Genomic DNA, 24,811 nt, shown 5'->3' on the forward strand with positions numbered 1-24,811 from the left:
CATGTCGTCGCCAGATCTCAATCTGCTTGTCGCCCTCGATGTGCTGCTGACCGAGGGCAGTGTGGCGCGCGCGGCCGGGCGGCTGCGCCTCAGTCCCTCGGCGATGAGCCGGACGTTGGCGCGGTTGCGCCAGGCGACAGGCGACCCATTGTTGGTCCGGGCCGGCCGTGGCCTGGTTGCGACGCCGCGCGCGCTCGAATTGCAGCAACAGGTAGGCCGAGTCGTTCAGGATGCGGAAGCGCTGCTGCGCCCGGCCAAGCTCCTCGACCTCTCTGCTCTCGACAAGGTCTTCACGCTGCGCGCCAACGAAAGTTTCGTCGAGGAGTTCGCACCGCGTCTTCTGACCCGTGTCGAAGCGGATGCACCTGGCGTGCGGCTGCGTTTTGCGCCGAAATCCGACAAGAACGACATGTCGTTGCGTGACGCGGCGGTTGATCTCGAAATCGGGGTTGCCAGTGAAACGAGCCCCGAAATGCGCATTCAGGCGCTGTTTCGCGACCGCTTCATCGGTGCGGTGCGAACGGGTCACAGGCTGGGCGAGGGCCCAATGACGCCGGAACGCTATGCGGCCGGCCGCCACATCAGCGTTTCGCGGCGTGGCCGCGAAAAGGGCCCGATCGACGAGGCCTTGAAACTGCTCGGTCTCCAGCGGACGATCGTGTGCATGGTTTCCAGCTTCTCGGCCACGCTCGCCATGGCGCGCGCCTCCGATCTGATCGCCAGCGTCCCCGAACGGCACACGCTGGGCGCGCGCACGGGCATGTACAGCTTCCCGTTGCCGGTCGATATCGAGGAGGTCACCATTTCGATGCTGTGGCATCCGCGACTCGATGCCGATCCGGCACAACGCTGGCTGCGAGCCTGCGTGCGGGAGGTCTGCGCGTCGTTTCGCTGATCCAGACTCAGGGCGTGATCTAGAATCTGGTCACCACGCCGATGCCTATGCCTTCGAAGCCGCCCATCGCCATCAATGCGGCCGGCGCCTCTTCGAGGCTGATCTTCTTGCCGACCAGCAGTTCGGGTTTCAGCTTGCCGGTGCGGATCATCTCCATCATCGCCTGGTAGCGGAAGGCCTGCATGCCGTGGCTGCCGCGGATTTCGAGCTCGAATGCGATCACCTTGTCCATCGGTATCTGCGGCCTGGCATGGTCGCCGAGCATCAGGCCGACCTGCACGTGGCGGCCGCGGCGGCGCAGGTTTGCGATCGAGTTGAACGAGGTACTGGGGTGGCCGAGCGCGTCCATCGACATGTGCGCGCCGCCATTGGTGATCTGCTTGACCGCCTTGACCACGTTCGGCGTCTTTGCCGCGTTGATCGTCGCCACCGCGCCGATCTTTTTGGCAAAGTCCAGCTTCTCGTCGGTGAGGTCGATGGCGACGACATTGGCGCCCATGGCGCTGGCGATCATGATCGCCGACAGGCCGACGCCGCCGCAGCCGTGCACCGCCACCCATTCGCCGGGCGTCACCCGGCCCTGGTCGACGATGGCGCGGAACGAGGTGACGAACCTGCAGCCGAGGCTGGCGGCGGTGGCGAATTCCATCTCATCGGGCAAGCGCACGAGATTGGTGTCGGCATGGTCGATGGCGACATATTCGGCGAACGAACCCCAGGCAGTGAAGCCGGGCTGGAATTGGTGCTCGCACACCTGGTGATTGCCCGAGGTGCATTCGAAGCAGCGGCCGCAGCCGACGGCAAACGGCACGGTGACGCGCTCGCCGCCCTTCCAGCGGGTCACCTGGTTGCCTGCGGAGACCACGACGCCGGCCAGTTCGTGGCCCGGCACATGCGGCAGGCGGATGCCGTCGTCGTGGCCCATCCAGCCATGCCAGTCGCTGCGGCAGAGGCCGGTCGCCTCCACCTTGATGACGACGCCTTCCGGTGCCGGCTCCGGATCGGGAACGGTCTGGATCGTTGGCGTTTCGCCGAACTTTTCGAAGACGACGGCTTTCATCGGCAGTTCCTCATCACTTCATGCAATTTGCGGTCTATTCGGCATCGATCTGGTTCTCAGGCGCGGCCTTCTGGAACGCCGGCAGCGCCATGCAGGCGGCATTGATGCGCGAGATCGTCGGGTAGGGCGTCATGTCGACGCCGAAGCGGGCATTGCTGGTGACCTGTGCGACCAGGCAGATGTCGGCCAGCCCCGGCGTGTCGCCATGGCAGAATGTCTTGGTCTCGGGCGAGGAAGCCAGAATCTTTTCAAGCGGCTGGAAGCCTTCGTTGACCCAGTGCCGGAACCAGTTGACGACATCCTGGTCGCCGGCGCCGAACAGTGTGCGCAGCGAGGTCAGCACGCGCAGATTGTTCACCGGATGGATGTCGCAGGCGATCATCTGCGCCAGCATCCTGACGCGGGCGCGGCCAGGCGCATCCTTGGGCAGCAGCGGCGGCTCAGGCGTGGTCTCGTCGAAATATTCGATGATCGCCAGCGATTGCGTCAGCAGCGTGCCGTCGTCCAGGACCAGTGCCGGCACCAGCCCTTGCGGATTGACCGCGAGGTAGGCGGGTTCGAGATGCTCGCCGTGGCGCAAATGATGCGGCACGTAGTCGTAGGACAGGCCCTTCATCTCCAGCGCGATCCGCACCCGGTAAGAGGTCGAGGAGCGGTAGTAGTTATGGAGGACGATGTCGCTCATCGGATCGGTTGGCCGATGGTCAGTTCGATTTCGCCGATGCCGTCGACGCCACCGGTGATCTTTTCGCCCGGCCCGACGGCGCCGACGCCAGCCGGTGTTCCGGTGAAGATCAGGTCGCCGGGCTTAAGCTCTAGCGCCTCGCTGCAAATCGAGACGATGTCGGGAACCGGCCAGATCAGTTCGGCAAGGTCGCCGTCCTGCCTGATCTCGCCGTCGACCGCGAGCCAGATGCAGCCCTTTTCGGGATGACCGGATTTTTGCGCCGGGACCAGCGGGCCGCAGGGCGCTGAACGGTCGAAGGCTTTCGACCAGTCCCACGGCCTTGCCGCCTTTTTCGCCTCGTCCTGAAGGTCGCGGCGAGTCAGGTCGACGCCGACGCCGTAGCCCCAGACATGGTCCAGCGCGCGCTCGCGCGGGATGCGAAAGCCGGCTCTGCCGATCGCGACGACCAGCTCGATTTCGTGATGCAGGTTTTGGGTCAGTGGCGGGTAGGGGATCGTGGTGCCCGAACCGACCACCGAGTCGACCACTGCGTCGCCTGGTTTGGTGAAGAAGAAGGGAGGGTCGCGCTCGTCATTGCCGAGCTCGCGGGCATGGGCTGCGTAGTTGCGGCCAACGCAGAAGATCCGGCGCACCGCAAAACGCTCCGGCGAGCCGGCCACGGCCACCGACGGGGTTGCGGGCAAGGGAAGGACGAAGCCGGTCATGCACTGTCTCTGTTTCAGTGGATATGTCGCCGGCACATTCGACCGATTTGGCCGGTCGGGCAAGGCATTGCATCGCGCAAAGGCTAGGCCTGCCGCACGGTGCCGCGGAAATCGCCGGTACATTTTGCTCTGCCGGCCAGATGGCAATGTACCATTTGGGAATAAGCCGGCCACGGCGCGAAGCGCCTGCCGCCAACGCCTGAGACTGTCGACCGTTGGTTTCGGGGAACGGACGTGACAGCCCCTTTCGGTCCGTCCTGTGCTTCGGGCGTGTCGTTATCTCGCACTTGCACAAAGTTCTGGTGCGCTGCAATATAGCTGGAGGAATGCGGCCTCCAGCCCGCCTTTCGCAGGTTCAATGAAGGGACCGGCATGACGGACATTTCCGCGACGCGTCTTGTCGTATCCAGGCCTGTGGCCGACAGCTCGGCAAGAACCAGGCTTGCCTATCTCGACGGCTGGCGCGGCCTGTCGATCGCGCTGGTGCTGATCGGCCATTTCTTCCCCGTTCCCGGCATCAATCTCGGCGTCCTGGGCGTCGAATTCTTCTTCGTGCTCAGCGGCCGGCTGATGGCCGAGATCCTGTTTGTCGAATACTATCCGCTGAAGAAATTCTTCAAGCGCCGGTTCTCCCGCATCTACCCGGCACTACTCATCTTCGTCGTCGCCGCGATGGTTGCCTTGTCCGGCACATTCATCGCCTTCAAATGGAAGGCGGCGCTGACGGCGCTGACGTTCACCTACAACTATGCCGGAATTCTCGTCACCCGCGCCGGCGCGCTCGACCATATCTGGTCGCTCTGCGTCGAAGAGCACGCCTATATCATCCTGGCGCTGATCAGCGTCGTCGTCTCGGGGCGGTCCCGGGTCATCATGTTGCTCGGTGCATTGTCGGTGCTGGCCATGGCAAACGGCGCCATCTCCTACTGGGTGCTCGCAATAGGCTACGAGGGCACCTATTGGCGCACCGACGTGCACATCGCCTCGATCCTGCTGTCGGCGGTGATATGCCTGCTCAAGGCCGACGACAGGCTGCCGGCGCTGCTCAAGGGGCCGCATGTCGCCCCGGCGGCCTCAGTAGTGGCTGTGCTCCTTTTCATGGCTGCCGTGCCAACCCCGATCCACTATCTGGTCGCGGTGCCGCTGTTGGCACTCGCCGTCAATTTGCTCGACTTCAGCAGCCGGTATCTGACCGGGTTTCTATCGTCCCTGCCGATGACGATGCTGGGGCTGTGGTCGTATTCGCTCTATCTTTGGCAGCAGCCCTTTTATCAAATCGTCGACATAAAAGGCAGTTCGCCGTGGTTGATGCTTGCGGCGGCGTTCGCTTGCGCGCTGTGCGGCTACTACATCATCGAAAAGCCGGCCCGCTCCTGGCTGAACCGCAATTGGTAGGGCGAACGGCGCCCGCCGTTCAGCCGGCGATCCGTCTTGCATAATACCGCACGGCTTTCCTGCCGCCGTGGATTACCGCGTCGCCCACTTCCGCAAAGCCGAGTGCGGCATGGAAGGCGTCCGAAGCCGGATTGGGTGGCTCGGCATTGACTTCGCAGGTGACGATCGCCTGGCCCGCGCGTGACGCCTGCTCGAACAGATCCTCATACAGCCGGCGGGCATGGCCGCGGCCGCGCGCTTTGGCGCCGACCACGACGCGGTCGACGTAGACGAACCGCGGATAGCGCTCGCGAAACCACAGGAAGTTGGGGCTGTCGTAGCTCGCGTCCTGGTCGAAGGTCATGATGAAGGCTTCGAGTGCACCGATGCGGCGCGTGTAAAACGCTTCGCCGAGCAGGAAGGACAGGCGCTCAGGTTCGAGCCATGATAATTCCGCAGCGTGCTCGTTGTTGAGCGCGAGGATGGCGGGCTCATCCTGCGGCGAAACCCGTTCGATCGGCAAACGCATTTCGATCATGTTTTTTCTTCGATCTTCCAGGATCATGTCCGGGCAGCGGCGATGGTCGCCGCCACCAGCGCCTCGTCGGTCACGGTGTTGCGGTATTCGCGGTCGAGGTCGGTGCCGCCCATGCCGACTTTCGGGTTGCGGTAGCGCATGGCACTCGGCACGTCCTTGAGCGCGGCGAAGTGCATTTCGCTCAACCCGGTTTTCCTCCGCACCTTGCTGATGTTCTCGGGATCAAGCCCGCCGCAGCCGAGGATGATGATGCGGTCGCCGGCCTGCCTGACAAGCTCGGCGAGCAGGTCCGCGCCTTCCAGTGCCGTGTCGCGCTGGCCGCTGGTCAGCACGCGGCCGACCTTGCAGCGGATCAGCGCTTCCAGCGCCTCGGTCGGGTCGCGGGTCATGTCGAAGGCGCGGTGGCAGGTGACGTTCAAGCGTCCCGCCGCCTTAACCAATTCGCTCATGCGCTGTTCGTCGATAGTGCCGTCGGCAGCGAGGCAACCGACGACGACACCGGCGACGCCGAGCTCGGCAAGCGCGCCGACATCGGCGAGCATCGAACGATATTCGGCTTCGCCATACAGAAAATCGCCGCCGCGCGGCCGCACGATGACGTGGAACGGGATCGTCGCCAGCTCGAGCGCGGCGCGCACCGTGCCGAAGCTCGGCGTGATGCCGCCCTCGATCAGGCTGGCACAGAGCTCGACACGGTCGGCGCCTGCGGCTTGCGCGGCCAGCAGGCCGTCTATGCCTTCGACGCAGATCTCGATCAACGGGAGGCGAGGGCGTTCGGTCTCGGTCATGGGCGATCCGTCGATGATTTCAGCTGGCCAGCGGTAGCATCGGGCATGGTGCGATGAAAGCCGGAAGTGTTGGCTCAATGTGCTTGCGGGCGCGCCTGCCATTCCGCCGCTTGACACATTCATAACTTAAGCGTTATACGTAACTCATAGCTGGTGGGTTATTGGTTCTCATGGAGAGCGCGTTGTTGATAGCCCAGCCAAACCGCAAACAACGGGTCCGAAGTCATGACTGAAGCAACCACAATCGAAACCAAATCCATTGTCGTCGAGCGTCTGATCCCGCATGCGGCTGAAAAGATATGGCGCGCACTGACCGTGCCGCATCTAGTTGCCGAATGGCTGATGGAGAACGACTTTGCGCCTGAGCAAGGCCATCGCTTTACCTTTCGCGCGACGCCGGTGCCTGGCTGGTCCGGCGTGACGAACTGCGAGGTGCTGAAGATCGAGCCGCCACGCCTGCTAGCCTACAGCTGGGGCGACGGCACCGAATCCGACAGCGGTCTGAAGACCGTGGTGACATGGTCGTTGACGCCCGAAGGTACAGCGACGCGGGTGCGCATGGAGCATTCCGGGTTCCGGTCCGAGGACGAGCGCGGCTACATCGGCATGGGAAGCGGTTGGCCGCGCATTCTCGAGCGGCTTGAGCGGGTGACTGCCTCGCAAAGCTGAAGATCCCGGCGCTCGCCTTGCCGCAACGCGGCGGCCGGCGAACTGACAGAACCAAGACATATCGAGACCCCGGATGTTCGTCGTCCGGGCTTGAAAAAACACGCCCGAAGGAGACCACTATGCAAGCACGATTGAAAAACCCGGTGGTGCTCATTCCCGGCGCCTTGCAGGCGCTGCTCGCGCTGGACAAGTCTACGGAAACGGCTGACCTGTCCTATGTGACGCGCAAGCTCGTCCATTTGCGCGCCAGCCAGATCAACGGATGCAGCCTCTGCGTCGATATGCATGCGCGCGAATTGAAGAAGGCCGGCGAAAAGGACGAACGCATCTTTGCCGTGTCCGCATGGCGGGAGACACCCTACTTCACCGACGCCGAACGCGCCGCGCTGGCACTGACCGAGGCGGCAACCCGGTTGGCCGACCGGCCGGATCCGGTGCCGGATGCAGTCTGGGACGAGGCCGCCCGGCACTATGACGAAAAGGCGCTTGCCGCCCTGGTCGTCCAGATTGCCCTGATCAACGCATTCAACCGGCTCAACGCAACCACCAGGCAGATGGTCGGCGCCTGGGGCTGAACGGGGCCGGATTCTCGAAAAGCCACATCAGATCCGCAGCTTGTGCGAATTCGCGCGGACGAAGTCGATGAAGGCCCGCAGCTTCGGTGGCACGAGGCGGCGGCTGGGATAATAGAGGTGGAGCGGCTCGTAAGGGGGACAGAAAGGCTCCAGCACCTTGACCAGCGCGCCTGAGGCGAGAAGCGGCGCGGCGAGGCCCTCGACCGCGAAGGCGAGGCCAAGCCCTTGCGCGGCGGCGGTAATGCACAGCGGAAGCGTGTTCACGACCAGGCATGCGTCCGGCGTGAATGCGACTTCGCGTCCCTCCACAATGAACTCCCAGGGCGAAATCGCGCGCGTGCGGGTCAGGGCGAATGCGATGCAGCGATGGGCGGCGAGGTCGGCCGGCCGCTTCGGTGTGCCGTTGCGCGCCAGATAATCGGGGCTACCCACCGCGACCATCTGCAGTGGCCCGCCCAGACGCGCGCCGATCATGTCTTTCTCGAGAAGTTCGCCGATGCGCAGGCCGGCGTCGAAGCCATCGGCGGCGATATCGACGAAGCTGTCGTCGAAAATCAGACTAAGCCGCACTTCGGGATAAGCATCCATGAACGGCCGCATCAGCGGCTCGATCAGCAGCGGAGCGGCGATCCACGGCAGGCTGAGCCGCAGCGTGCCGGCGGGACGATCGCGGCTGTCGCGCAGAGCCGCACCAGCCGCCCAGATATCTTCGGCTGCCGGACGCACATGGTCGAGGTATTGGGCGCCAGCTTCGGTCAAGCCAACGCTGCGGGTCGTCCGGTTGAGCAGCCGCACCCCCAGGCGCTCCTCGAGCCCCTTGACCGCCTCGCTCAACGAGGCCGGAGCGACGCCGAGCTCGGCGCCGGCGCGGGTGAAGCTTTTGGCCTCCGCAACCTTGACGAAGGCGACGATGCCGCTGAATTGGTCGAGGCGCATTGTAAGGATTTTCCAAATAGCCCTATCGAACTCTACTGGTTTTTCCGGCGAACGAAAGGCGTCATGTTGGGTCCGACGAACGGGCCTCGGTGTTGGGAACGGCTCGAACGGGCAAGGAGACAGGACCGATGACCAGGCTTGCTTTACTCGCCGCCGGCACTCTTCTGGCGGTGTCTGCCGCCCCGGCGCACAGCGGGCCACTGGAAGACCGCAATATCCAGCTCATCAAAGACTACTACGCAGCTTACGCGACCGGCAATCCCGAGGCCGTGCGGCCCTTCCTCGCGCCCGACATCGTGTGGCGCATTCCCGGTCATCATCCGCTCGCCGGCGACAAGCGCGGGCCGGACGAGGTGGTCGCCTTCTTCCGCGGCCTGGCCGATGGCAAGTTCAAGGCCGAGCCGATCTTCTTCCAGGCGCAAGGCGACCTCGTGGTCGACGTCCATCGCGGCTGGAATGTCGGCGAGGTCCCGAGATCGACCAGTTCTACGCGCTGATGTTCCGCATCACGGACGGCAAGATCGCCGAGGCACAGAATTTTTTGACCGACATGTACCAGTCGGACGCTTTCTACTGGGCGCATTACCCGCTGAAGCCACTGCCCAGCCGACTGGCTGGCGAGCGCTGAGACGGCGGTCTTTCTCGCAACGCGCCGCGCTTCTCATTCCAAGCCAAAGGAGACTTGCGATGCTTAAAACCCTGACACTTGCCGTAGCAACCACCGCCGCGCTCGCCGCCTCCAATGCCTTCGCCGCACCGCGCGTCGAGCGCGTCGCTTTTGCCTCGTACGGTGAGCAGATCATCGGCGAGCTCTATCTCCCGGAGGATCTGGACGCGGCGAAACCTCGGCCGGCGCTGGTCGTGACCGGCGCCTGGATGACGGTGAAGGAACAGATGCCGGCCCGCTACGCCCGCGAGATGGCCGATCGCGGCTTCGTCGCCTTGACCTTCGATTTTCGCGGCTGGGGCGAAAGCGGCGGCGTGCGACGCCAGTACGAGGATCCTTACGCCAAGATCGCCGACATCGAAGCGGCGGTTGCCTATCTCGCGAGCCGGCCCGAAGCCGATCAGGACCGCATCGGCGGGCTCGGCATTTGCGCCAGCTCCGGCTACATGGTCACCGCCGCCGCCGAAAACGCCGCGATCAAATCGGTCGCCCTCGTTGCGCCCTGGTTGCAGGATGCCGAAGTGGTCGAGCAGGCCTATGGCGGCCGGAATGGCGTCTTCAGGCTTGAGGCCGTGGGCGATGCGGCCGAGGCTGAGTATCGCCGCACCGGCAAGCAAGCGTTCTTGCCGGCCGCGAGCCTGACCGACGAGCGCGCGATCATGTTCAAGGTGCCTTACTACACCGAACCCGATCGCGGCATGATCCCGGCGTGGCGCAACGAGGCCGATCCGGCGTTCTGGCGCGGCTGGCTGACGTTCGACGCCATCCAGGCTGCTCCGCGCCTGCACCAGCCTTTTTTGATGGTGCACAGCGAGGCGGCTGCCATTCCGAAGGGGGCGCACAAATTCTACACGCGGCTGACCAGTTCCAAGCGGGAGCTGTGGCTCGACAATGTCACCCAATTCGATTTCTACGATCGTGCCGCGCCGGTGAAGGCGGCGAGCGATGCCGCCGCCGCGCACTTCCGCGCGACGCTCGGCAGTGCGGGGGAGGCGGGACAATGAGCCTCGTCACGCGCCGGCATGTCCTGGTCTCGGCGATTTCCGCTGCGATGATTTCCGCCGTCTCGGCGCCCGCCTCGAGCGCGCCGGGAGATGCGCTGACGGTCAAAGACAGGATCGCAATCACCGAGGCAGTGGCCGGGATCGGCCTCTATGCCGACCTGCGTGAATGGAACCGGGTCAGATCCTATTTCGCGGCCCGTGTCACGACCGACTATACCAGCCTCTTCGGCGGCGAGGTCACGACCAGCGGCCGCGACGCGCTGATCGCCCAATGGCAAGGGCTGCTGCCGGGCTTCGACGCCACCCAGCACCTCATCACCAACATCATTGTCGAAGGCGCGGACAACGGTGCGGTTGCACGCAGCCATGTCCGCGCAACCCATTGGATCGGTTCCCGGTTCTGGACGGTTGGCGGCAGCTATCTCCATCGGATGGTGCGGACGCCTGAAGGCTGGCGCGTCAAGGCAATCTCCATCCGCCGCTTATACGAAGAGGGGGATCGCGCGGTGCTGGCCGCCGCCGCCGACCGGGTGAAAGCTGCGGAGTGAATCCGGTGTTCCTTGCTGGAGTGCCCGACGACCGCAGTTACTGGCGCAACACCGTGTTCTTGGTGCCCTCTTCGACCTGGTCAATGACCAGCAGCTTGACCGGATCGGCGCCGATATTGGTCGCCTGATGCCACTGCCCGATCATCTCGATGATGAAATCACCTGTTTGATAGGTGTTGCTCTTGCCGGTCTCGACATTGGTGACCTGAAGCGTGCCAGCCTCAACATAGGCATAGCGCGGAAACGGATGCTTGTGGACCGGCAAGGTGGCGCCCGGCGCGATCTGATAGGCCGAGACCAGGACCTTGACGTTCTTCTGCGGCAGCGTGATCGGCTGGCCGGATGCAGTTTCGGTGCGGGAGGCAAGCGGGGTCACGACAACCGGCGTCCCGCTGGCATCCAGCGCCTGGGCGTTATTTGCAAGCAGAACCGCCGCGAGCAGCAGCGTCGATCCCAAGATTTTTCGCATGATTCCCCCCGAGCTGCGTCAGCATTGCGCAGCAAGCATTGGCGCGCAAGCTTGTCTGTTCAAGAGCGCCTTATCCCGCTCTTCTGAACATGCCTGGGGTCATGCCATGCATAGTCCGGAAGGTACGGGAAAGATGGCTCTGGTCGGCGAAATCCGCCGCGATAGCGGCGTCGGCGAGGCCAAATCCCTGTTCGATCAGCGCGCTCGCCCGGCGCAATCGCCGGTCGCGGATATAGGCCGCCGGCGTCAGGCTAATTACCTTGTTGAAGTCGCGGATGACCTGGAACCGGGTCACGCCAGCCGCGCCGGCAAGCCGCTTGAGGTCGAGCTGCGAGCCAAGCTCGCTTTCGACAAGATCGCGGTAGAGGGAAAATCTTCGCTGCGATCCGGAGCTTTCGATCTCTTCGGCCTGTCCGCTCGAGTCGCCATGCCGAACGATCAGCCGTCGCAGCGCCACGAGCAGGGACGTCTCGGCCGTCATTGTGTCCGGGGATGTCGAGCCCTGGTGTGCTGCCGTCAATGCTGCGGCGAGACTGCTGTCTTCGATCGTCGCGCGCGAAAACACCGGAGCGCCGTCGCGGCCGAGTTCGCGGGCAAGCGCGGTCATCAGCGGCACCGAAGGATAAAACGTCCGGTAGGCCCAGCCTTCATCCGCCCCGCGTTCGCCGTCATGCCACTCCTCGGGATTGACGACGGCAATGGTGCCTGCCGGAGCGAGAACGCTTTTGCGGCCGATGCGAATGCGCTCGCAGCCAGAGGTGATCAGGGCGATCACATAGGTCGGATGCGTGTGCAGGTCGTAGCGGTGCCGGGTGAAGCGCGCCTCGAACAGGCCAAGGTCGGGGAAGCACGGATGGCGCCAGTATTTCCCGGTCTCTGCCGCTTCGTTTGTCCTTGCCATGGTCAATCCGGTTCAAGACGCCTCTCGCCGGGCCTTCTATGGCTGGCAAACCAAGCCGCTTTTTGTCGGCGGAAAGGAGGCATCATGTTGCATAATGACCCCATCGCCGCGCTGACACCAGAGGTCGTAGGCTGGCGGCGCCATATCCATGCCAATCCGGAGCTCGCATTCAATGAATACGAAACGGCGCGTTTCGTTGCAGAGAAGCTGCGCTCCTTCGGCGTCGACGAGGTGCATGAAGGGATCGGCGGCACCGGCGTCGTCGGTGTCCTGCGCAGCGGTGGCGGCGCACGCGCCATCGGCCTTCGCGCCGAGCTCGACGCGCTTCCGGTGCTGGAGAAAACCGGCTTGGCCTATGCCTCCAGGAAAGAAGGAGTAATGCACGCCTGCGGCCATGACGGCCACACCGTCATGCTGCTCGGCGCCGCCAAACTGCTCAGTCAATCGCGCACCTTCGACGGCACCGTCACTTTCATCTTTCAGCCGGCCGAGGAGAACGAGGGCGGCAGCATGCGCATGATCGAGGACGGCCTGTTCAAGCGCTTTCCGGTCGAAGCGGTCTATGCGGTCCACAACTGGCCGGGCATCAGGCTGGGGACGATCGCCGCCCGCGTCGGGCCGCAAATGGCGGCCGTCGATAATTTCGAACTGACCTTCGAGGGTCTTGGCGCTCATGCCGCCATGCCGCAGCTCGGCGACGACCCGATCCTGGCCGCCAGCGCCTTCGTGCAAGCCGTCCAGCGCATCGTCAGCCGCTCGGTCGACCCGCAGAGCGCGCTTGTCGTCAGCATCACGCAGATCCATGGCGGCAATGTCGGCAACATCGTGCCGGGCAAGGTCTGGCTGCAAGGCACCTGCCGCTTCTTCGAGCACGGCCTTTCCGACCATTGCGAGAGGCTGATCGGCGAGATCGCACAAGGTATTGCCGCCGCGCATTCGCTCAAGGCCAAGCTCGACTACAGGAAGGGCTATCCGCCGCTGATCAATACGGCGGATGCGACGGCCCGCGCCGTCGAGGCCGCCGCCTCCGTCGTCGGCCGGGAGAATGTCTTGACCGAGTTCAGCCCCAGTCTCGGCTGCGAGGATTTCGCTTTCATGATCCGCGACGCCGGCGGCTGTTATGCGTGGATCGGTGCCGGCGAGGTCGGCCCGGGCGAAGGCCTGCACGGCGACCGCTACGTTTTCAACGACGAGATCGTGCCGACGGTGATGCGCTATTACGTCAACCTCGTCGAGCAGACGCTTCCGCGGGCCGATCCTTCTACAGCAGTTTTTCCGGCGTGATCGGCAACTCCCGGATCCGCTTGCCTGTGGCGTCGAAGACGGCGTTGGCAACAGCAGCGGCAACGCCGGTGGCGCCGAGTTCGCCGATGCCTTTGCCGCCGATCGGGCTGGCATGCTCGTCCACCTCATCGACGAAGTGGATTATGATGTCGCCGGGAATGTCGGCGTTGACCGGAATGGCGACCCCGGAAAGGTTCTTCGACAGGAACCGGCCAAGCACCGGTTCGTGCCTGCTCTGCTCCATTGCCGCCATGCCCCAGCCCCAGATAATGCCGCCCGTCATCTGGCTGCGTGCGGTGCGGGGATTGACGATGCGGCCGGCGCTGTAGCTGCCCACGGCGCGACGAAGCCTGAGCAGGCCGAGCCCCGGATCGACGCCGACCTCCATGAAAATCGCGCCGAAAGTGCGCATGGCGAGGCCTTTGCCATGCTGCGCCGGATCGAACGAGCCGGAGCCGATGATCTCGCCGATGTCGGTATGACTCATCACGTCGGCGATCGTCTGACCGCCGGCAGCGCCTCTGCGGCGAATCTTGCCGTCCTGCATCTCCACCTCGTCCGGCAGCAGATTGGCAAGACGGGCAAGCTGCGAACGCGCATCTTCGGCAGCGGCAAGCACCGCCGCGCCCACCCCCATAGTCGATGACGAGCCATAGGTCGGTCCCGCCTCCGGCAGCTGCGTATCGCCCATTTCCAACTCGATCTTCTCCATCGGCAGGCCCAGCACGTCGGCCGCGATCTGCGGAAAGATGGTGAGTGTTCCGGTCCCTATGTCCTGGGTGCCGGTGCGGATGAGCACCGTGCCATCTCGGTGCAACCTGACCTCGGCTGCAGGCGTCGGGTTGCGGAAACAGCCCATGCTGCAGGTCGCCATGCCGTAGCCGATCAGCCAATCGCCGTCGCGTTGCGGCTTGCGCGGGCGCTCGCGCCAGCCGAACAGGCGGGCGCCTTCCTCATAAGCCTCGCGCAGCTTCTTCGACGACCAGGGCTGGCCGGTGGCCGGATCCGTGTCCGCATGGTTGACCAGACGCAGATCGAGCGGATCGATGCCGAGGCGGTGGGCGAGCTCGTCCATCGCGCTTTCGAGCGCCCAGGTGCCCGGACCCTCGACCGGCGCGCGCAGCGGCGTCGGCATGGCGACGTTTGCGCGCTCCACGCGCTGGCTGAGACGCATGGCCGGCGTGGCGTAGAGACCCTTCGAGGCTTCGGTGGCGAACTCGACGAAATCGTCGGTCACGGTGGTCAGGTTGACCACGTCCTGTTGCACGGCGGTCAGCTTGCCCGACCTGTCCGCCGCCAGCACGATCTTCTGTGCCATGCGCGGCTGATAACCGAGGCACGAATAGGCATTGGCTCGGCTTAGCGCCAGCCTGACCGGGCGCTCCATGATGCGCGCGGCGGCGGCGGCCAGCACCTGATGCGGCCAGATCCAGCCCTTGCCGCCGAAGCCGCCGCCGGTATGGCGGGAAATCACGCGGACCTTCTCGGCCGGGACATTCATGCGGGCGGCAACCACCTGGCGGACACCGTAGACGTGCTGCGTGGCGTCGTGCAGCGTCAGCTCTCCGTCATTCCATTCGGCGAGCGTCGCCGAGGGCTCCATGGCGTTGTGATGGCGCGACGGCTGCAAATAGACGGCTTCGACCGTGGCGGCGGCATCAGCAAGCCCGCGGTCGACCTCGCCCTTCGTAAACGTCGGCTCCAGGAACAGGAAGCCGCTCTCCCTCGGCACGACAGCAGCCTTGTCGATGGCGGTCCACTCGGGGGGTGCCGGCAACTCCGGCTCGGCGAACGCGTAGCGCAACGCGACGCGGCGAGCGCCGGCCTCCGCCGCCTCCAGCGTCTCGCCCAGCACAATGGCAAGCGGCTGGCCCTCGTGACGTATTTCGTCGCCCTGCATGGGCATGAAGCTCTGCGCCGCGGGCGGGCCTTCGGCTTGCTGCATCTGCGTATCGGGCTCGGCCCTTGGCGATACGAACCGGCCGAATTTGGGCATGTCCTCATGCGTGAGCACACGCACGACGCCGTTCTCGGCGAGCGCGTCGTCGACCATGATCGACGTCACGCGGCCGGCCGGAACGGGCGCGGTCACGAGTACCGCATAGAGCAGGTCGGGGGCGAAATAGTCGGCCGCATAGCGGGCGCGGCCGGTGACCTTGACGCCGCCGTCAGGGCGGGCAACAGGCTGGCTGATCATCATGACGGCATCCTCGCTGCTCTTTCGATCGCCCGCAAAGCGGCGGTCTTGGCCAGTTCGATCTTGTAGGCGTTCTGCGACAAGGGACGCGCTTCGGCGAAGGATTGCTCGATAGCGGTGCTCAACGCCTCGCGATCGCCGATTTCGGCACCGGCGAGCTGCTGGTCGGCGGCGCTCAGCCGCCACGGCCGCAGCGCGACGGACCCCAGCGCCAGGGCCGCCCGACGGATGGTTTGGCCGTCCATCTCCAGCACAGCGGCGGCAGAGACGATGGCGTACTCGTAGGATTCGCGCTCGCGCACCTTGAGGTAAGCCGATCGCGGCGCCGGCGCCGGCAGCTCGATTGCCGTGATCAGTTCGCCTTGCTGCAACACATTGTCTGCCTCGGGCCGCGTGTCGGGAAGCAGGTGGAATTCCGCTGCCGGAATGCGCCGGCCGCCGCTGCGGTGCGCGGTGACGATGACCGCATCAAGTGCTGCCAGCGCCACCGCCGGGTCGGATGGCTGGGTGGCGACGCAATCCTCGGTCCAGCCGAATATCGCGTGATTGTCGTTGATGCCATGCAATGCCGAGCAGCCGGAGCCGAGCTGACGCTTGTTGCATGGCAACTGCTCTTCGGCACGGAAATAGGCACAGCGCGTCTTCTGCAGAAGATTGCCGCCTATCGTTGCTAGGTTTCTCAGCTGCGGCGATGCGGCGTTGAGGATCGCCTGGCTCAACACCGGATAATCGCGCATCACCAGCGCATGCTGCGCGACATCGTTGAGATGCGTCAGCGCGCCGATCGTCAAGCCGCCGCCGGGCAGTGCCTCGATCTGATCCAGCCCGTCGAGGCGGGAGATATCGATGATCCGCGCCGGCCCGGCAATTCCAAGGCGCAGCCAGTTGAGCAATTCGGTGCCGCCGGCGAGAAAGGCGCTGTCGGGCGCGGCACCGGCTGCGATCGTGTCGCCCAGGCTGTCGGCGCGCGCATAGACGAATGGGGTCATTGGCTCGCCCTCCCGGCCGCTGAGCGCACCGCCTCGACGATTTGCGGATAGGCCGAGCAGCGGCACAGATTACCGCTCATCCATTCGCGGATCTCGGCATCGGAGCCGGTATGTCCCTCCTCGATCAGTGCCGCCGCCGACATCACCTGTCCGGGCGTGCAGAATCCGCACTGGAACCCATCATGATCGATGAACGCCTGCTGCACGGGATGAAGCGCATCGCCGTTTGCCAAGCCTTCGATCGTCGTGACCTCGCGTCCCTCGCAGGACACGGCAAGTATCATGCAGGCATTCACACGCCGTTCGTCGAGATGCACGGTGCAGGCGCCGCACTCGCCGAAATTGCATCCCTTTTTCGTTCCGGTCAGATGAAGCCGCTCGCGCAGCAGGTCGAGCAGCGTGACGCGGGGATCGAGATCGGAAAGGCTGTGATCCTCTCCGTTCACCCGCAACCGCAATAGGTGCCGATCGTGGAAGTCCATTGGGGGTTACCTCGAAGCACATGCCGTACTCGTCGCAGGGACTCGTCCAGCAAGCAGCCACCCACCTGTCGAGGCGAAATAGGGCGGTCGATTCCGGTGAAAAGGCGCTGCCGGTCAGGGAAGGCTAAAAAACGCGCATTTGAGATTTGCGGCGGAGCGGAAAGGCCCTGCATAACTGTGGTTCACGGCCGTCCCAACATGAGCCGAATGCAGACGGTCCCCTTTAGGGACGATTACCATGAGCTGAAGTCACCTGGTGAGGTCTAAGACTATCTTTCCGGGAGCGTGGCCGGTGCGATTGCGCTCGATCGCGGATGCCAGATCGTCGAAGCCGACCACTTCTGCAATCGTGGACCGCAGCGAGCCGTCAGCGATCTCTTGAGCGATTGTGGCTAGGCGCGCGGTGTCAGGTTTGACTGACAACCAGATGCCACGACGGCCTGCCGGGGCGCGCGAAACCACATCAGTTGCAGCGATGCTGGCCAGGACGCCGCCAGGCGATAGGACCGACCAAGATTTGTCCAAGACCTGGCCCCCGACAAGATCGACGATAAGGTCAATGTCGCTCGCAAGAAGCTCGAAGTTCTGTTTCTGGTAATCGATCACTTCGTCAGCGCCCAAGGCTTGGACATGGGCCACGCTCTTGGTTGAGGCTGTAGCATAGACGGTCGCTCCAGCCGTCTTGGCGAACTGGACAGCGAAGCTGCCCACCCCACCAGCCGCGCCGTGGATCAACACCCGCCGCCCCCGAAGGTTGAAATCGGCGACCTGAAGGACTTGCCATGCCGTCATCGCCGCCACCGGTACTGCCGCCGCGTCAATGTCTGACAGGACCGCAGGCGTCTTGACGAGTTTTTCGGCATTTATCAGCAAGTGGTCAGCATAAGCGCCCAGGCCACCCAGCGCGGCCATGACCCGGTCTCCGACCCTCACGCCTTCGACGTTGGAGCCGGTCCGCAGCACGACCCCCGCCATTTCGATGCCAAGCGTCGCGGGCAAAGATAACTTGAACTTGTCGCGGACGTAGCCTTCACGGATTTTCCAGTCGATTCCGTTTACTCCGGCAGCCTTGACCTGGACGAGCACTTGGTCGGGACCAGGCTCGGGGGCGGATAGCCAATCGACTTTCAAGCTCTCAGTGCCGCCATATGCTTGAAGACGTAGGGCCCGGCCGGAGCCAAGCGGTTCAGCCCGGCCGGGGGCGCTTTGGAAGTCATTGTGTTGGTTCATCAGGCTTCTCCTTCCTGTTGGACGATATAGTTTGAAGTCTCTCAAGAAGAACTTCGAATTATGCAGTCCACCTCGGGTGAGAAATGTTATTAGACTGCCGGCGCTTGGGGATTTACTTGCTTGCGCTTTACGCGCTCAAAGCGGGATAGTCGGTGTAGCCCAGGGCGGTGCCACCATAGAAAGTGGCTTGGACTGCCGCATTCAGCGCCGCATTGGTCTTCAACCGTTCCACAAAGTCCGGATTGGCCAGGACCATCTGGCCGTAGGACTCCTGATCGGCCAGCCCCGAAGCTACGTCGGCGCCGATCTGGTCACGCGGACGACTTGGCCGATTGAGGGTCAGCGATTGGTGCCAGAGCTTGCGGATATCGGCCAGCAGCGCCTCGTCGCCCTGGTGCATGATGTGCACGTAAGCGAGCCCGAGCTTGTCGAGTTCGGCGACCAGATAGCGGTAGAGGTCCGGCCCTTCGGCGCCTTCGTCGATCCCCCATATCGTCGTCCCGGGTGACAGGCGGATCGCGGTGCGGTCCGCGCCGATCTCCTCGGCGATCGCCGTGGCGACTTCGATGGCGAAGCGCGCTCGGTTCTCGATCGACCCGCCATATTCGTCCGTGCGCGTGTTGGCGCTGGGCGCGAAGAACTGCTGGACCAGGTAGGCGTTCGCGCCGTGAATCTCGATGCCGTCGGCGCCCGCCTCGATCGCCGAGCGGGCCGCATGGCGGAAATCGGCGACCGTCTGGCGCACCTCTTCGGTCGTAAGCGCGCGTGGCGCAGGAATATCCTGCATCCCGGTCATCGTGAACATACCCGCCGCCGGCGCGATTGCGGAAGGCGCGACGGCTTGGCGGTGATGCAGCGTATTGTCGGGATGCGACATGCGCCCGGCGTGCATCAGCTGGATGAAGATGCGGCCGCCCTTGTCGTGCACGGCGGAAGTGATCTTCCGCCAGCCGGCGACATGGGCAGGCGTGTAGATGCCCGGTGTGGTGAGATAGCCCTGGCCGTCATCCGAGGGCTGGGTGCCTTCGGTGACGATCAGGCCGACGCCGGCGCGCTGGGAATAATATTCGGTGGCCAGCTCGCCCGGCGTACCGTCGAAGCCGGCGCGGCTACGGGTCATCGGGGCCATGACGAGGCGGTTCGGCAGAGTGTAGCGACCGACGCGGACAGAGGTGAATAAGGGACTCATTGGGATCTCCATTCTTTTGCTGGAGCCCTTGTCCACTATTCCAATGTCGGGATAAATCCGGCAAAAGTGAAATCAATATTCCAAATATGGAGCAATAGCGTGAGCCACTTGAACGACATGGCGCTGTTCGTGGAGGTGGCGAGAGCGAGGAGCTTCCGGAAGGCGGCTGAGGCTCTGGGCATGCCCAACTCGACTCTGTCGCGACGTATCAGCGCGCTGGAGAAGGCGATCGGCCTGAGGCTTCTGCATCGAACGACGCGCAAGATCGAGCTCACCGAGGCCGGCCAGCTCTATTACGAACGAAGCAAGCGCATCGTCGACGAGGCACGGCTCGCACACGAGCAGCTCGGCGCCATGCTGGAGCAGCCGAGCGGTGTCCTGCGGGTCTCGCTCCCGGTCGACTTCGCCACGCTTTACCTGACGCCGATCATCGTCGATTTCGTGCGGCACTATCCCGGCATCACCTTCGAGTTCGACCTGACCCCGCGCCGCGTCGATTTGGTGGCCGAGCCGTTCGATGTAGCGATCCGCATCGGCGAGCTGGAAGACTCCAGCCTGATCGCTCGCCTGATCGGGCGCCACGCGCGCCACCTCTATGCATCTCCTGGCTACATCGAAGCGTCCGACGAGCCGGCGACACCGGCGGATCTGGCGGAGCATGAATGCATCTGCATGCCGAAGATCTGGGCCCTGCATCAGGGGATGAACAAGGTCGAAGTCGAGGTTGGAGGCCGCTTCACAGTCAACAGCGTCGGGATGATCCGCGCCCTGGCGGTCAACCACCAGGGCATCGCCCTGCTTGCCGAGAAGATCGTCGCCGAAGATTTGGCCTCGGGCAGGCTCCGGCGTGTCCTGCCCGAATGGCAGGGATCGTCGGTCAGCATTCACGCCGTCACCGAAACTCGCCTCATTCCAGCCAAGACCCAGCGCTTCATCGAATTCCTGTCCGCCAGGCTGGTGGAAACTTGACCCAGATCGTTACGCGGAGAAAAGTCGGACGGCGGCGCGCTGCATCGCGCCTCAGCGTAGAAAAGACGTTGGCTCGCCGGAGTCGATGAAGCTGAGAAATACGAATTTGCCATACCCCTACACCAGAATGCACCAGAGTCGCCAAAAATGCGCAAACGTGACCGGACGGCGCAGAAGCCCTACGCCTCGCCGGCGGGCCGACACCGACGCTCAGGGAGCGGGCCATCGCTCTACCGCGAGGGCGGGGCGAGGTGCGCACGGCTGAACTCACGGCCATCGGCATCCCCGATGCTATCTATCCAGGATGTGCGACGAGCGACTGCTCGTGAAGGTGGGTTCGGCATCACAAGGCTTCCCTGTGAGGTGAGATGGCGAGGGCCGGCAAACGGATCGATTCCGACCCTCACCGAAATGCTCGCCATCCCGGCCCGAATCAGCCTTCGCTCGGCACAGGCGTCTTGAGGAGTTGTTGCTCCCACAGGAAGGCGATGCCGCTGCCGCCGAAGTGCTGGATGAGAATCTCGGTCAGCTCTTCGACATGCTCGGTGCGCGCCCAGTCGCGCTGCCACTCGCCAGCGAGCGCCATCACGGTCATCATGTTTGCGCCAGCCGCGATCATCCGCTGGATGGCGATCTGGTGGGACTCGGTCGAAACGCCGCCCGACGCATCGGTGATCACGGACACGTCCCAGCCTTCGCCGAGGGCTTGGATGACAGGCATCGCGACGCAGACTTCGGTCCAAAGGCCTGCGATAATCAGTTGTTTGCGGCCGGTCGCCTTGACCACGTCCACCACCTTCTCGTCCTGCCAGGTGTTCACCCAAGTCCGGTCGATCACTTCCTGCCCCGGGAAGACGTCAGTGATCTGCTTGAAGAGGATGCCGCCACGACCCGCGATCACGCTGGTGAGAATGGTCGGAACATTGAAGGCTTTTGCTAGCTTCGCCAGCGCGGTCGCGTTGTTGACCACAGCTTGCGGATCGTGGCTGTTCAGGTTCGCGAGTTGGTAAGGCTGGTGGTCGATCAGAACGAGTACCGAGTCTTCAGGACGAAGAAGCGAATCAAGGCCGTTGCGAGGGGTCATCAAGACTTCCTTTCTCTGCCGCCATGGACGGCAATCTTTCTCTGCCGCTATGGACGGCAATGGGTTCACGGGAGACATGCGCCAGCGGGCGACGTTGCCTGGACGCAATTTGCCGTTCCTTTTGGTGATGCAGTAGTGCCATAATCAGGCAAGCTGTGTCGCGAAATGAGGAACGCTGAATTGGACATCGAAGATCTACAGACATTCGTCGCAGTGGCCGATGCAGGGGGCGTATCGGCCGCCGCGCGCCGGCTCGGCGTCTCCAAGTCAATCGTCAGTCGGCGGCTCTTTCGGGTTGAAGCGGAACTTGGCGTCCAGCTTCTTGCACGAACGACCCGCGGCGCCGCGCTCACCGAAGCGGGAATCGCGTTCAGAGACCATGCGGCCCGGGCCAGCGCAGAGATCGATACGGCTCGGGAAACGATCCTCCCCACCGGTGAGCTGCGCGGCCGCCTGAGGGTTGCCATGCCGCTTACTTTCGGCGCGACCCACTTCGCCCCCGTGCTCGCGGAAATGGCGCGTCTGCACCCGAAGCTTCACATCCATACTTCCTACAGCGATCGCTTCGTCGATCTCATCGCAGAAGGTTTCGATTGCGCGATCCGGGGCGCCTACCTTCAAGACTCCAACCTGATCGCGAAGCGCGTCGGGCCGATCCATGGAAAGCTTGTCGCAAGCCCGGGTTATGTCGAGGTGCACGGGTCACCCGAGACTCTGGACGAACTCGTCACCCATCAGGCCCTCATGCAGGGAACGGAAGCCTGGCAGTTCATAAATGGCAGCAAGATTGTTACGGTCCAGCCGCAGGGCAGGTTCAAGGCCGATAGCGCCACGGCGCTTGCCGGCGCGGCGGCGGCAGGTCTCGGCATCGCCTGGCTCCCCGATTGCATCACACATGAATATGTGGCCTCGGGCGCGCTGGTCCCGATCATGACACGCTATCCGGTACCCCCGGGGGCCGCGTATGTCGTACGCCCGCCGGGTCAGCATCCTACGCGGAAAGTCCGGGTGCTCATCGAAATGCTAATTGAGTATTTCAAACGGAACCCGGAACTTTGGGGTCTCGACAGCTAGGACACGAACGGTGCGAAGCCTCCCCACCGGCAGGAGGCACGGGGGTAAATTCTCTAGGCAACGCCGCAGGCGCGACGTCCACGCGGATCATGTTCAACCGAGTAGGCGTTGAGATCTTGCCTGTGCAGATCTGGCGCGAGGCCTCTCCGCTTTGTCCCAGCGACGCCTCGCGCGCGCAGGCTCAAAGCTATGCAATCCGCCGTCCACGAACACCTCGCGCCCGTCTGTAAGCTGCTGTCGTTGAGGCAGCGACGGCAAGTAATAACGGGCGGCAACGTTCGGACGCCGCCGCGGCGAACTGAACGGCGCACTCGGGCGCGAAGCCGCCGGTCATCAGTATTTCCGCGCGGTAGCCGCCGAATAGGCGTGGGCGGGCGAGCCTGCTATTCTACGCCTGATTTCATCGGTCCTCCATGCTCTGACACTCTGGAAGCAGGACTACGAGATCGGCGCGTAGGGAGAAATTGCACGCTGGCGCGCAATATCGCGCTATGGCGTAGAAGAGGCGGTGGCTCCCCGGGCCGGATTCGAACCAGCGACCAACCGGTTAACAGCCGGTTGCTCTACCACTGAGCTACCGGGGAACAGAGGCTCTTGCGTGAGTGGGGCAGCCTATAGCAAACCCGTTTCGGCTTTGCAAAGAAGCATTTCGCATTTTTTCGGTGCTTTTTGGCGCAGGGCTTGCTGGCAATGGCCGGCGAGCGCCCTCATATGAGCTGTCTCTCGCCTGTCACGGAACAGAAAAGGCCGTTGCGGCTTTCTCCGGCTGATGGTGCTACTGATGCAAACGGATCGACATTTCACATGACGGCAATGAGCGACGAACAGCCACCGGCCCGGAAAATCTCGGTCTTCGGCCGCCAGTTCACCATGCCGCGCTCGCGCGGCCTCAGGATTGCGATCGGCGTTGTGCTGATCATCGGCGGCATTCTCGGCTTCCTGCCGATCCTGGGTTTCTGGATGGTGCCGATCGGATTGCTGGTGCTCTCCTACGAATTCGCATTGGTGCGCCGTCACCGGCGCCGCTTCGTCGTCTGGTGGGAGCGACGGCGCCGGCCGGATTGAGACTGCCCTGCTGACAGGCCGGTATCCGGCAAAATGTCGGAGAGCGGCGTGGTCCGTCCAGGCCTCACCGAGGCTGGTCGAAACAGCTTTCCAGGCGTTCGCAAAGCTCCTTGAGAACGGCGGTAGCCGATGCCAGCCGCGCCCGGTCGCGCGGCGGCAGGCTGTTTGCGCCTTCTATGCTGAGGCGGTCGATGGCATAGCGCACAAGCTCTGCAGACTGCGACAATCCGCGCGACGTGCCGTCCTTCGTAGCTGCTCGACGCATGGCGGAGCCTCTTCCTTGCCCAACGTGGCCGCCGGTTTCGGGTTCCCGTCGCCCAGAATCATGCTTAACGATAAGCTAATATGTTATTGCTAACATGGGCATTGCGTTGATAAGGCAGGGCATGGAATGTCGAGGAACCGTTGGGAATGCATGGTGGCCGCTTGACGGCATTTTCGCCGCAACCTATTGGAGCCGGGTGGAACGCCGGGAGCAATGAGGCCTCGTGGCGGAGTGGTTACGCAGAGGACTGCAAATCCTTGCACCCCGGTTCGATTCCGGGCGAGGCCTCCAATGCCCGAGCTCCCGCGCGTCAGCGCCAGGGGGCTTCAGTTCCGGTCGAAACAGCCGCGGCCTTTGCGCGGCAAGCGGATGGTTGGAACATGAGCGCTGATTTTGCCGAACGCCGGGTGAAGATGGTCGACGGCCAGATCCGCACCACCGACGTGACCAGCGCACCGCTGCTCGAGGCGATGCTTGTCGTGCCGCGCGAGGCCTTTGTCGGCGCCGGCCAGCGCGATCTTGCCTATATCGACGAGGACATCCGCATTGCCGATACGGCAGATGGTCCGCGCTATCTGATGGAACCGTCGCCATTGGCCAAGCTGATGCAGCTGGCCGATATCGGCCCAAGCGATTCGGCACTAGATGTCGGCTGCGGCACCGGCTATGCGGCGGCGATCCTGTCGCGGCTGGCAAGGTCCGTGGTGGCGCTGGAAAGCGATCCGGCGCTGGCCGAGACCGCCACTTCGACGCTTGCGGCACTTGGTTGCGGCAATGTCACCGTGGTCCACGGGCCGCTGCCGCAAGGCCACGCAGATAAGGCGCCTTACGACGTCATCCTGATCGGCGGCAGCGTCGGGGAGGTGCCGGCGGCGCTGTTCGACCAGCTTGCCGAAGGCGGCCGACTCGTCGCCGTGGAGGGGCAGGGCAATTCGGGCGTAGCCCGGCTTTTTTTTAAGACTGGAGGGGTTGTAACGGGAAGACGCGCATTTAATGCGGCAATTAAGCCACTACCGGGATTCGAACGCATTCCCGCCTTCGAATTCTGAGTGATTTTGCCTTGCAGCGAAGGCGCTGTCATGATCGCTTGCGTTTGAACAATCGTTGCTGATCTGCATAACCGGGCGTTTCTGGGGGCTTTCAGCGGGGGAACGATAAAAAACGCGG

The 24,811-nt window shown here is 63.8% G+C and carries 28 protein-coding genes and 2 tRNA genes; 14 read left to right on the top strand and 16 right to left on the bottom strand.

Annotated features, from left to right (window positions below; translation table 11 throughout):
- Position 1: 1 nt before the first annotated feature.
- Positions 2–895 (top strand): LysR family transcriptional regulator, encoded by an 894-nt coding sequence (locus NKI47_RS04420; protein ID WP_023676424.1) that lies wholly within the window; start codon positions 2–4, stop codon positions 893–895.
- 19 nt (positions 896–914) lie between these two features.
- On the opposite strand, the gene NKI47_RS04425 is transcribed toward NKI47_RS04420, so the two are convergent.
- From NKI47_RS04425 to NKI47_RS04435, 3 genes are read right to left on the bottom strand one after another with little or no spacing between them, the layout of a single operon-like run.
- On the bottom strand, positions 915–1,955 hold the full coding sequence (locus NKI47_RS04425; RefSeq protein ID WP_023676423.1) for a zinc-dependent alcohol dehydrogenase family protein: 1,041 nt from the start codon (positions 1,953–1,955) through the stop codon (positions 915–917).
- 34 nt (positions 1,956–1,989) lie between these two features.
- On the bottom strand, positions 1,990–2,640 hold the full coding sequence (gene maiA / locus NKI47_RS04430; protein WP_023676422.1) for a maleylacetoacetate isomerase: 651 nt from the start codon (positions 2,638–2,640) through the stop codon (positions 1,990–1,992).
- Positions 2,637–3,347 carry a fumarylacetoacetate hydrolase family protein gene (locus NKI47_RS04435; RefSeq protein ID WP_023676421.1) on the bottom strand — a complete coding sequence of 237 codons (711 nt, stop codon included), beginning with the start codon at positions 3,345–3,347 and terminating at the stop codon, positions 2,637–2,639. The genes maiA and NKI47_RS04435 overlap by 4 nt, the downstream gene beginning before the upstream one ends.
- A gap of 372 nt (positions 3,348–3,719) precedes the next feature.
- Here NKI47_RS04435 and NKI47_RS04440 point away from each other — a divergent pair, with 372 nt between their 5' ends.
- Entirely contained in the window at positions 3,720–4,742 is a 1,023-nt protein-coding gene (locus NKI47_RS04440) for an acyltransferase family protein (protein ID WP_023676420.1), read from the top strand.
- Between the two features lie 19 nt (positions 4,743–4,761).
- Here the strand turns inward: NKI47_RS04440 and NKI47_RS04445 are convergent, their stop codons facing one another.
- Both NKI47_RS04445 and NKI47_RS04450 read right to left on the bottom strand, forming a co-directional pair.
- The gene (locus NKI47_RS04445; protein ID WP_023676419.1) at positions 4,762–5,250 is read right to left on the bottom strand and encodes a GNAT family N-acetyltransferase; all 489 of its coding nucleotides are present in this window, start codon (positions 5,248–5,250) and stop codon (positions 4,762–4,764) included.
- Between the two features lie 32 nt (positions 5,251–5,282).
- Positions 5,283–6,047: a copper homeostasis protein CutC gene (locus NKI47_RS04450; RefSeq protein WP_023676418.1), complete on the bottom strand. Its 765-nt coding sequence runs from the start codon at positions 6,045–6,047 to the stop codon at positions 5,283–5,285.
- Between the two features lie 225 nt (positions 6,048–6,272).
- On the opposite strand from NKI47_RS04450, the gene NKI47_RS04455 reads away from it, so the two are divergent.
- Positions 6,273–6,716, top strand: coding sequence for an SRPBCC family protein (locus NKI47_RS04455; RefSeq protein ID WP_023676417.1), 444 nt, complete (start codon positions 6,273–6,275; stop codon positions 6,714–6,716).
- 119 nt (positions 6,717–6,835) lie between these two features.
- The gene (locus tag NKI47_RS04460; RefSeq protein ID WP_023676416.1) at positions 6,836–7,291 is read left to right on the top strand and encodes a carboxymuconolactone decarboxylase family protein; all 456 of its coding nucleotides are present in this window, start codon (positions 6,836–6,838) and stop codon (positions 7,289–7,291) included.
- A gap of 27 nt (positions 7,292–7,318) precedes the next feature.
- On the opposite strand, the gene NKI47_RS04465 is transcribed toward NKI47_RS04460, so the two are convergent.
- Positions 7,319–8,227 carry a LysR family transcriptional regulator gene (locus NKI47_RS04465; RefSeq protein ID WP_352587806.1) on the bottom strand — a complete coding sequence of 303 codons (909 nt, stop codon included), beginning with the start codon at positions 8,225–8,227 and terminating at the stop codon, positions 7,319–7,321.
- 128 nt (positions 8,228–8,355) lie between these two features.
- On the opposite strand from NKI47_RS04465, the gene NKI47_RS04470 reads away from it, so the two are divergent.
- The 4 genes from NKI47_RS04470 to NKI47_RS04485 are packed head-to-tail and all read left to right on the top strand — an operon-like array spanning position 8,356 to position 10,446.
- Complete coding sequence (locus NKI47_RS04470) at positions 8,356–8,724, top strand: nuclear transport factor 2 family protein (RefSeq protein ID WP_352587809.1); 369 nt, start codon at positions 8,356–8,358, stop codon at positions 8,722–8,724.
- Positions 8,724–8,855 carry a hypothetical protein gene (locus NKI47_RS04475; RefSeq protein ID WP_352587812.1) on the top strand — a complete coding sequence of 44 codons (132 nt, stop codon included), beginning with the start codon at positions 8,724–8,726 and terminating at the stop codon, positions 8,853–8,855. The genes NKI47_RS04470 and NKI47_RS04475 overlap by 1 nt, the downstream gene beginning before the upstream one ends.
- A gap of 59 nt (positions 8,856–8,914) precedes the next feature.
- Positions 8,915–9,898, top strand: a complete 984-nt coding sequence (locus NKI47_RS04480; RefSeq protein WP_352587815.1) for an alpha/beta hydrolase — start codon at positions 8,915–8,917, stop codon at positions 9,896–9,898.
- A complete protein-coding gene (locus tag NKI47_RS04485) occupies positions 9,895–10,446 on the top strand; it encodes a nuclear transport factor 2 family protein (RefSeq protein ID WP_352568879.1) in 552 nt (183 codons plus the stop codon). The genes NKI47_RS04480 and NKI47_RS04485 overlap by 4 nt, the downstream gene beginning before the upstream one ends.
- A gap of 37 nt (positions 10,447–10,483) precedes the next feature.
- Here NKI47_RS04485 and NKI47_RS04490 read toward each other — a convergent pair whose 3' ends face one another.
- Positions 10,484–10,915, bottom strand: coding sequence for a cupin domain-containing protein (locus NKI47_RS04490; protein ID WP_352587818.1), 432 nt, complete (start codon positions 10,913–10,915; stop codon positions 10,484–10,486).
- Positions 10,916–10,985: 70 nt separating this feature from the next.
- Complete coding sequence (locus NKI47_RS04495; RefSeq protein ID WP_352568877.1) at positions 10,986–11,816, bottom strand: AraC family transcriptional regulator; 831 nt, start codon at positions 11,814–11,816, stop codon at positions 10,986–10,988.
- Positions 11,817–11,900: 84 nt separating this feature from the next.
- Here NKI47_RS04495 and NKI47_RS04500 point away from each other — a divergent pair, with 84 nt between their 5' ends.
- Positions 11,901–13,100: an amidohydrolase gene (locus tag NKI47_RS04500; RefSeq protein WP_352587822.1), complete on the top strand. Its 1,200-nt coding sequence runs from the start codon at positions 11,901–11,903 to the stop codon at positions 13,098–13,100.
- On the opposite strand, the gene NKI47_RS04505 is transcribed toward NKI47_RS04500, so the two are convergent.
- From NKI47_RS04505 to NKI47_RS04525, 5 genes are all read right to left on the bottom strand, one after another.
- Positions 13,078–15,300 carry a xanthine dehydrogenase family protein molybdopterin-binding subunit gene (locus NKI47_RS04505; RefSeq protein WP_352587825.1) on the bottom strand — a complete coding sequence of 741 codons (2,223 nt, stop codon included), beginning with the start codon at positions 15,298–15,300 and terminating at the stop codon, positions 13,078–13,080. The genes NKI47_RS04500 and NKI47_RS04505 overlap by 23 nt on opposite strands.
- Entirely contained in the window at positions 15,297–16,286 is a 990-nt protein-coding gene (locus NKI47_RS04510) for an FAD binding domain-containing protein (RefSeq protein ID WP_352451925.1), read from the bottom strand. Before NKI47_RS04510 ends, NKI47_RS04505 begins: the two co-directional genes overlap by 4 nt.
- Positions 16,283–16,768: a (2Fe-2S)-binding protein gene (locus NKI47_RS04515; RefSeq protein ID WP_352587828.1), complete on the bottom strand. Its 486-nt coding sequence runs from the start codon at positions 16,766–16,768 to the stop codon at positions 16,283–16,285. The genes NKI47_RS04510 and NKI47_RS04515 overlap by 4 nt, the downstream gene beginning before the upstream one ends.
- A 249-nt stretch (positions 16,769–17,017) precedes the next feature.
- A complete protein-coding gene (locus tag NKI47_RS04520) occupies positions 17,018–17,998 on the bottom strand; it encodes an NADP-dependent oxidoreductase (RefSeq protein WP_352587831.1) in 981 nt (326 codons plus the stop codon).
- Between the two features lie 127 nt (positions 17,999–18,125).
- Entirely contained in the window at positions 18,126–19,199 is a 1,074-nt protein-coding gene (locus NKI47_RS04525; RefSeq protein ID WP_352587834.1) for an alkene reductase, read from the bottom strand.
- Positions 19,200–19,286: 87 nt separating this feature from the next.
- Between NKI47_RS04525 and NKI47_RS04530 the strand changes: the two genes are divergently transcribed.
- Positions 19,287–20,156, top strand: coding sequence for a LysR family transcriptional regulator (locus tag NKI47_RS04530; protein WP_352587837.1), 870 nt, complete (start codon positions 19,287–19,289; stop codon positions 20,154–20,156).
- A gap of 433 nt (positions 20,157–20,589) precedes the next feature.
- On the opposite strand, the gene NKI47_RS04535 is transcribed toward NKI47_RS04530, so the two are convergent.
- Positions 20,590–21,240, bottom strand: a complete 651-nt coding sequence (locus NKI47_RS04535) for a hydrolase (protein WP_352451920.1) — start codon at positions 21,238–21,240, stop codon at positions 20,590–20,592.
- Between the two features lie 180 nt (positions 21,241–21,420).
- Here NKI47_RS04535 and NKI47_RS04540 point away from each other — a divergent pair, with 180 nt between their 5' ends.
- The gene (locus NKI47_RS04540) at positions 21,421–22,314 is read left to right on the top strand and encodes a LysR family transcriptional regulator (protein ID WP_352587841.1); all 894 of its coding nucleotides are present in this window, start codon (positions 21,421–21,423) and stop codon (positions 22,312–22,314) included.
- A gap of 509 nt (positions 22,315–22,823) precedes the next feature.
- Here the strand turns inward: NKI47_RS04540 and NKI47_RS04545 are convergent.
- Positions 22,824–22,898, bottom strand: a tRNA-Asn gene (locus NKI47_RS04545).
- A 220-nt stretch (positions 22,899–23,118) separates the two neighbouring features.
- Here NKI47_RS04545 and NKI47_RS04550 point away from each other — a divergent pair.
- Positions 23,119–23,379: a hypothetical protein gene (locus tag NKI47_RS04550; protein ID WP_023676401.1), complete on the top strand. Its 261-nt coding sequence runs from the start codon at positions 23,119–23,121 to the stop codon at positions 23,377–23,379.
- A gap of 64 nt (positions 23,380–23,443) precedes the next feature.
- Here NKI47_RS04550 and NKI47_RS04555 read toward each other — a convergent pair whose 3' ends face one another.
- Complete coding sequence (locus NKI47_RS04555; protein ID WP_156937330.1) at positions 23,444–23,644, bottom strand: hypothetical protein; 201 nt, start codon at positions 23,642–23,644, stop codon at positions 23,444–23,446.
- Between the two features lie 217 nt (positions 23,645–23,861).
- Between NKI47_RS04555 and NKI47_RS04560 the strand changes: the two genes are divergently transcribed.
- A tRNA-Cys gene (locus NKI47_RS04560) sits at positions 23,862–23,935 on the top strand.
- A gap of 89 nt (positions 23,936–24,024) precedes the next feature.
- Positions 24,025–24,693 carry a protein-L-isoaspartate O-methyltransferase family protein gene (locus tag NKI47_RS04565; protein WP_352568867.1) on the top strand — a complete coding sequence of 223 codons (669 nt, stop codon included), beginning with the start codon at positions 24,025–24,027 and terminating at the stop codon, positions 24,691–24,693.
- Positions 24,694–24,811: the final 118 nt, after the last annotated feature.

This window comes from Mesorhizobium sp. M0633 (assembly GCF_040320645.1).
Taxonomy (GTDB): Bacteria; Pseudomonadota; Alphaproteobacteria; order Rhizobiales; family Rhizobiaceae; genus Mesorhizobium.

Bases quoted from the DNA above. Each gene is read 5' to 3' on its own strand.
- NKI47_RS04420 (WP_023676424.1), top strand. From the start codon at position 2: ATGTCGTCGCCAGATCTCAATCTGCTTGTCGCCCTCGATGTGCTGCTG.
- NKI47_RS04425 (WP_023676423.1), bottom strand. From the start codon at position 1,955: ATGAAAGCCGTCGTCTTCGAAAAGTTCGGCGAAACGCCAACGATCCAG.
- maiA (WP_023676422.1), bottom strand. From the start codon at position 2,640: ATGAGCGACATCGTCCTCCATAACTACTACCGCTCCTCGACCTCTTAC.
- NKI47_RS04435 (WP_023676421.1), bottom strand. From the start codon at position 3,347: ATGACCGGCTTCGTCCTTCCCTTGCCCGCAACCCCGTCGGTGGCCGTG.
- NKI47_RS04440 (WP_023676420.1), top strand. From the start codon at position 3,720: ATGACGGACATTTCCGCGACGCGTCTTGTCGTATCCAGGCCTGTGGCC.
- NKI47_RS04445 (WP_023676419.1), bottom strand. From the start codon at position 5,250: ATGCGTTTGCCGATCGAACGGGTTTCGCCGCAGGATGAGCCCGCCATC.
- NKI47_RS04450 (WP_023676418.1), bottom strand. From the start codon at position 6,047: ATGACCGAGACCGAACGCCCTCGCCTCCCGTTGATCGAGATCTGCGTC.
- NKI47_RS04455 (WP_023676417.1), top strand. From the start codon at position 6,273: ATGACTGAAGCAACCACAATCGAAACCAAATCCATTGTCGTCGAGCGT.
- NKI47_RS04460 (WP_023676416.1), top strand. From the start codon at position 6,836: ATGCAAGCACGATTGAAAAACCCGGTGGTGCTCATTCCCGGCGCCTTG.
- NKI47_RS04465 (WP_352587806.1), bottom strand. From the start codon at position 8,227: ATGCGCCTCGACCAATTCAGCGGCATCGTCGCCTTCGTCAAGGTTGCG.
- NKI47_RS04470 (WP_352587809.1), top strand. From the start codon at position 8,356: ATGACCAGGCTTGCTTTACTCGCCGCCGGCACTCTTCTGGCGGTGTCT.
- NKI47_RS04475 (WP_352587812.1), top strand. From the start codon at position 8,724: ATGTTCCGCATCACGGACGGCAAGATCGCCGAGGCACAGAATTTTTTG.
- NKI47_RS04480 (WP_352587815.1), top strand. From the start codon at position 8,915: ATGCTTAAAACCCTGACACTTGCCGTAGCAACCACCGCCGCGCTCGCC.
- NKI47_RS04485 (WP_352568879.1), top strand. From the start codon at position 9,895: ATGAGCCTCGTCACGCGCCGGCATGTCCTGGTCTCGGCGATTTCCGCT.
- NKI47_RS04490 (WP_352587818.1), bottom strand. From the start codon at position 10,915: ATGCGAAAAATCTTGGGATCGACGCTGCTGCTCGCGGCGGTTCTGCTT.
- NKI47_RS04495 (WP_352568877.1), bottom strand. From the start codon at position 11,816: ATGGCAAGGACAAACGAAGCGGCAGAGACCGGGAAATACTGGCGCCAT.
- NKI47_RS04500 (WP_352587822.1), top strand. From the start codon at position 11,901: ATGTTGCATAATGACCCCATCGCCGCGCTGACACCAGAGGTCGTAGGC.
- NKI47_RS04505 (WP_352587825.1), bottom strand. From the start codon at position 15,300: ATGATGATCAGCCAGCCTGTTGCCCGCCCTGACGGCGGCGTCAAGGTC.
- NKI47_RS04510 (WP_352451925.1), bottom strand. From the start codon at position 16,286: ATGACCCCATTCGTCTATGCGCGCGCCGACAGCCTGGGCGACACGATC.
- NKI47_RS04515 (WP_352587828.1), bottom strand. From the start codon at position 16,768: ATGGACTTCCACGATCGGCACCTATTGCGGTTGCGGGTGAACGGAGAG.
- NKI47_RS04520 (WP_352587831.1), bottom strand. From the start codon at position 17,998: ATGAACCAACACAATGACTTCCAAAGCGCCCCCGGCCGGGCTGAACCG.
- NKI47_RS04525 (WP_352587834.1), bottom strand. From the start codon at position 19,199: ATGGAGATCCCAATGAGTCCCTTATTCACCTCTGTCCGCGTCGGTCGC.
- NKI47_RS04535 (WP_352451920.1), bottom strand. From the start codon at position 21,240: ATGACCCCTCGCAACGGCCTTGATTCGCTTCTTCGTCCTGAAGACTCG.
- NKI47_RS04550 (WP_023676401.1), top strand. From the start codon at position 23,119: ATGACGGCAATGAGCGACGAACAGCCACCGGCCCGGAAAATCTCGGTC.
- NKI47_RS04555 (WP_156937330.1), bottom strand. From the start codon at position 23,644: ATGCGTCGAGCAGCTACGAAGGACGGCACGTCGCGCGGATTGTCGCAG.
- NKI47_RS04565 (WP_352568867.1), top strand. From the start codon at position 24,025: ATGAGCGCTGATTTTGCCGAACGCCGGGTGAAGATGGTCGACGGCCAG.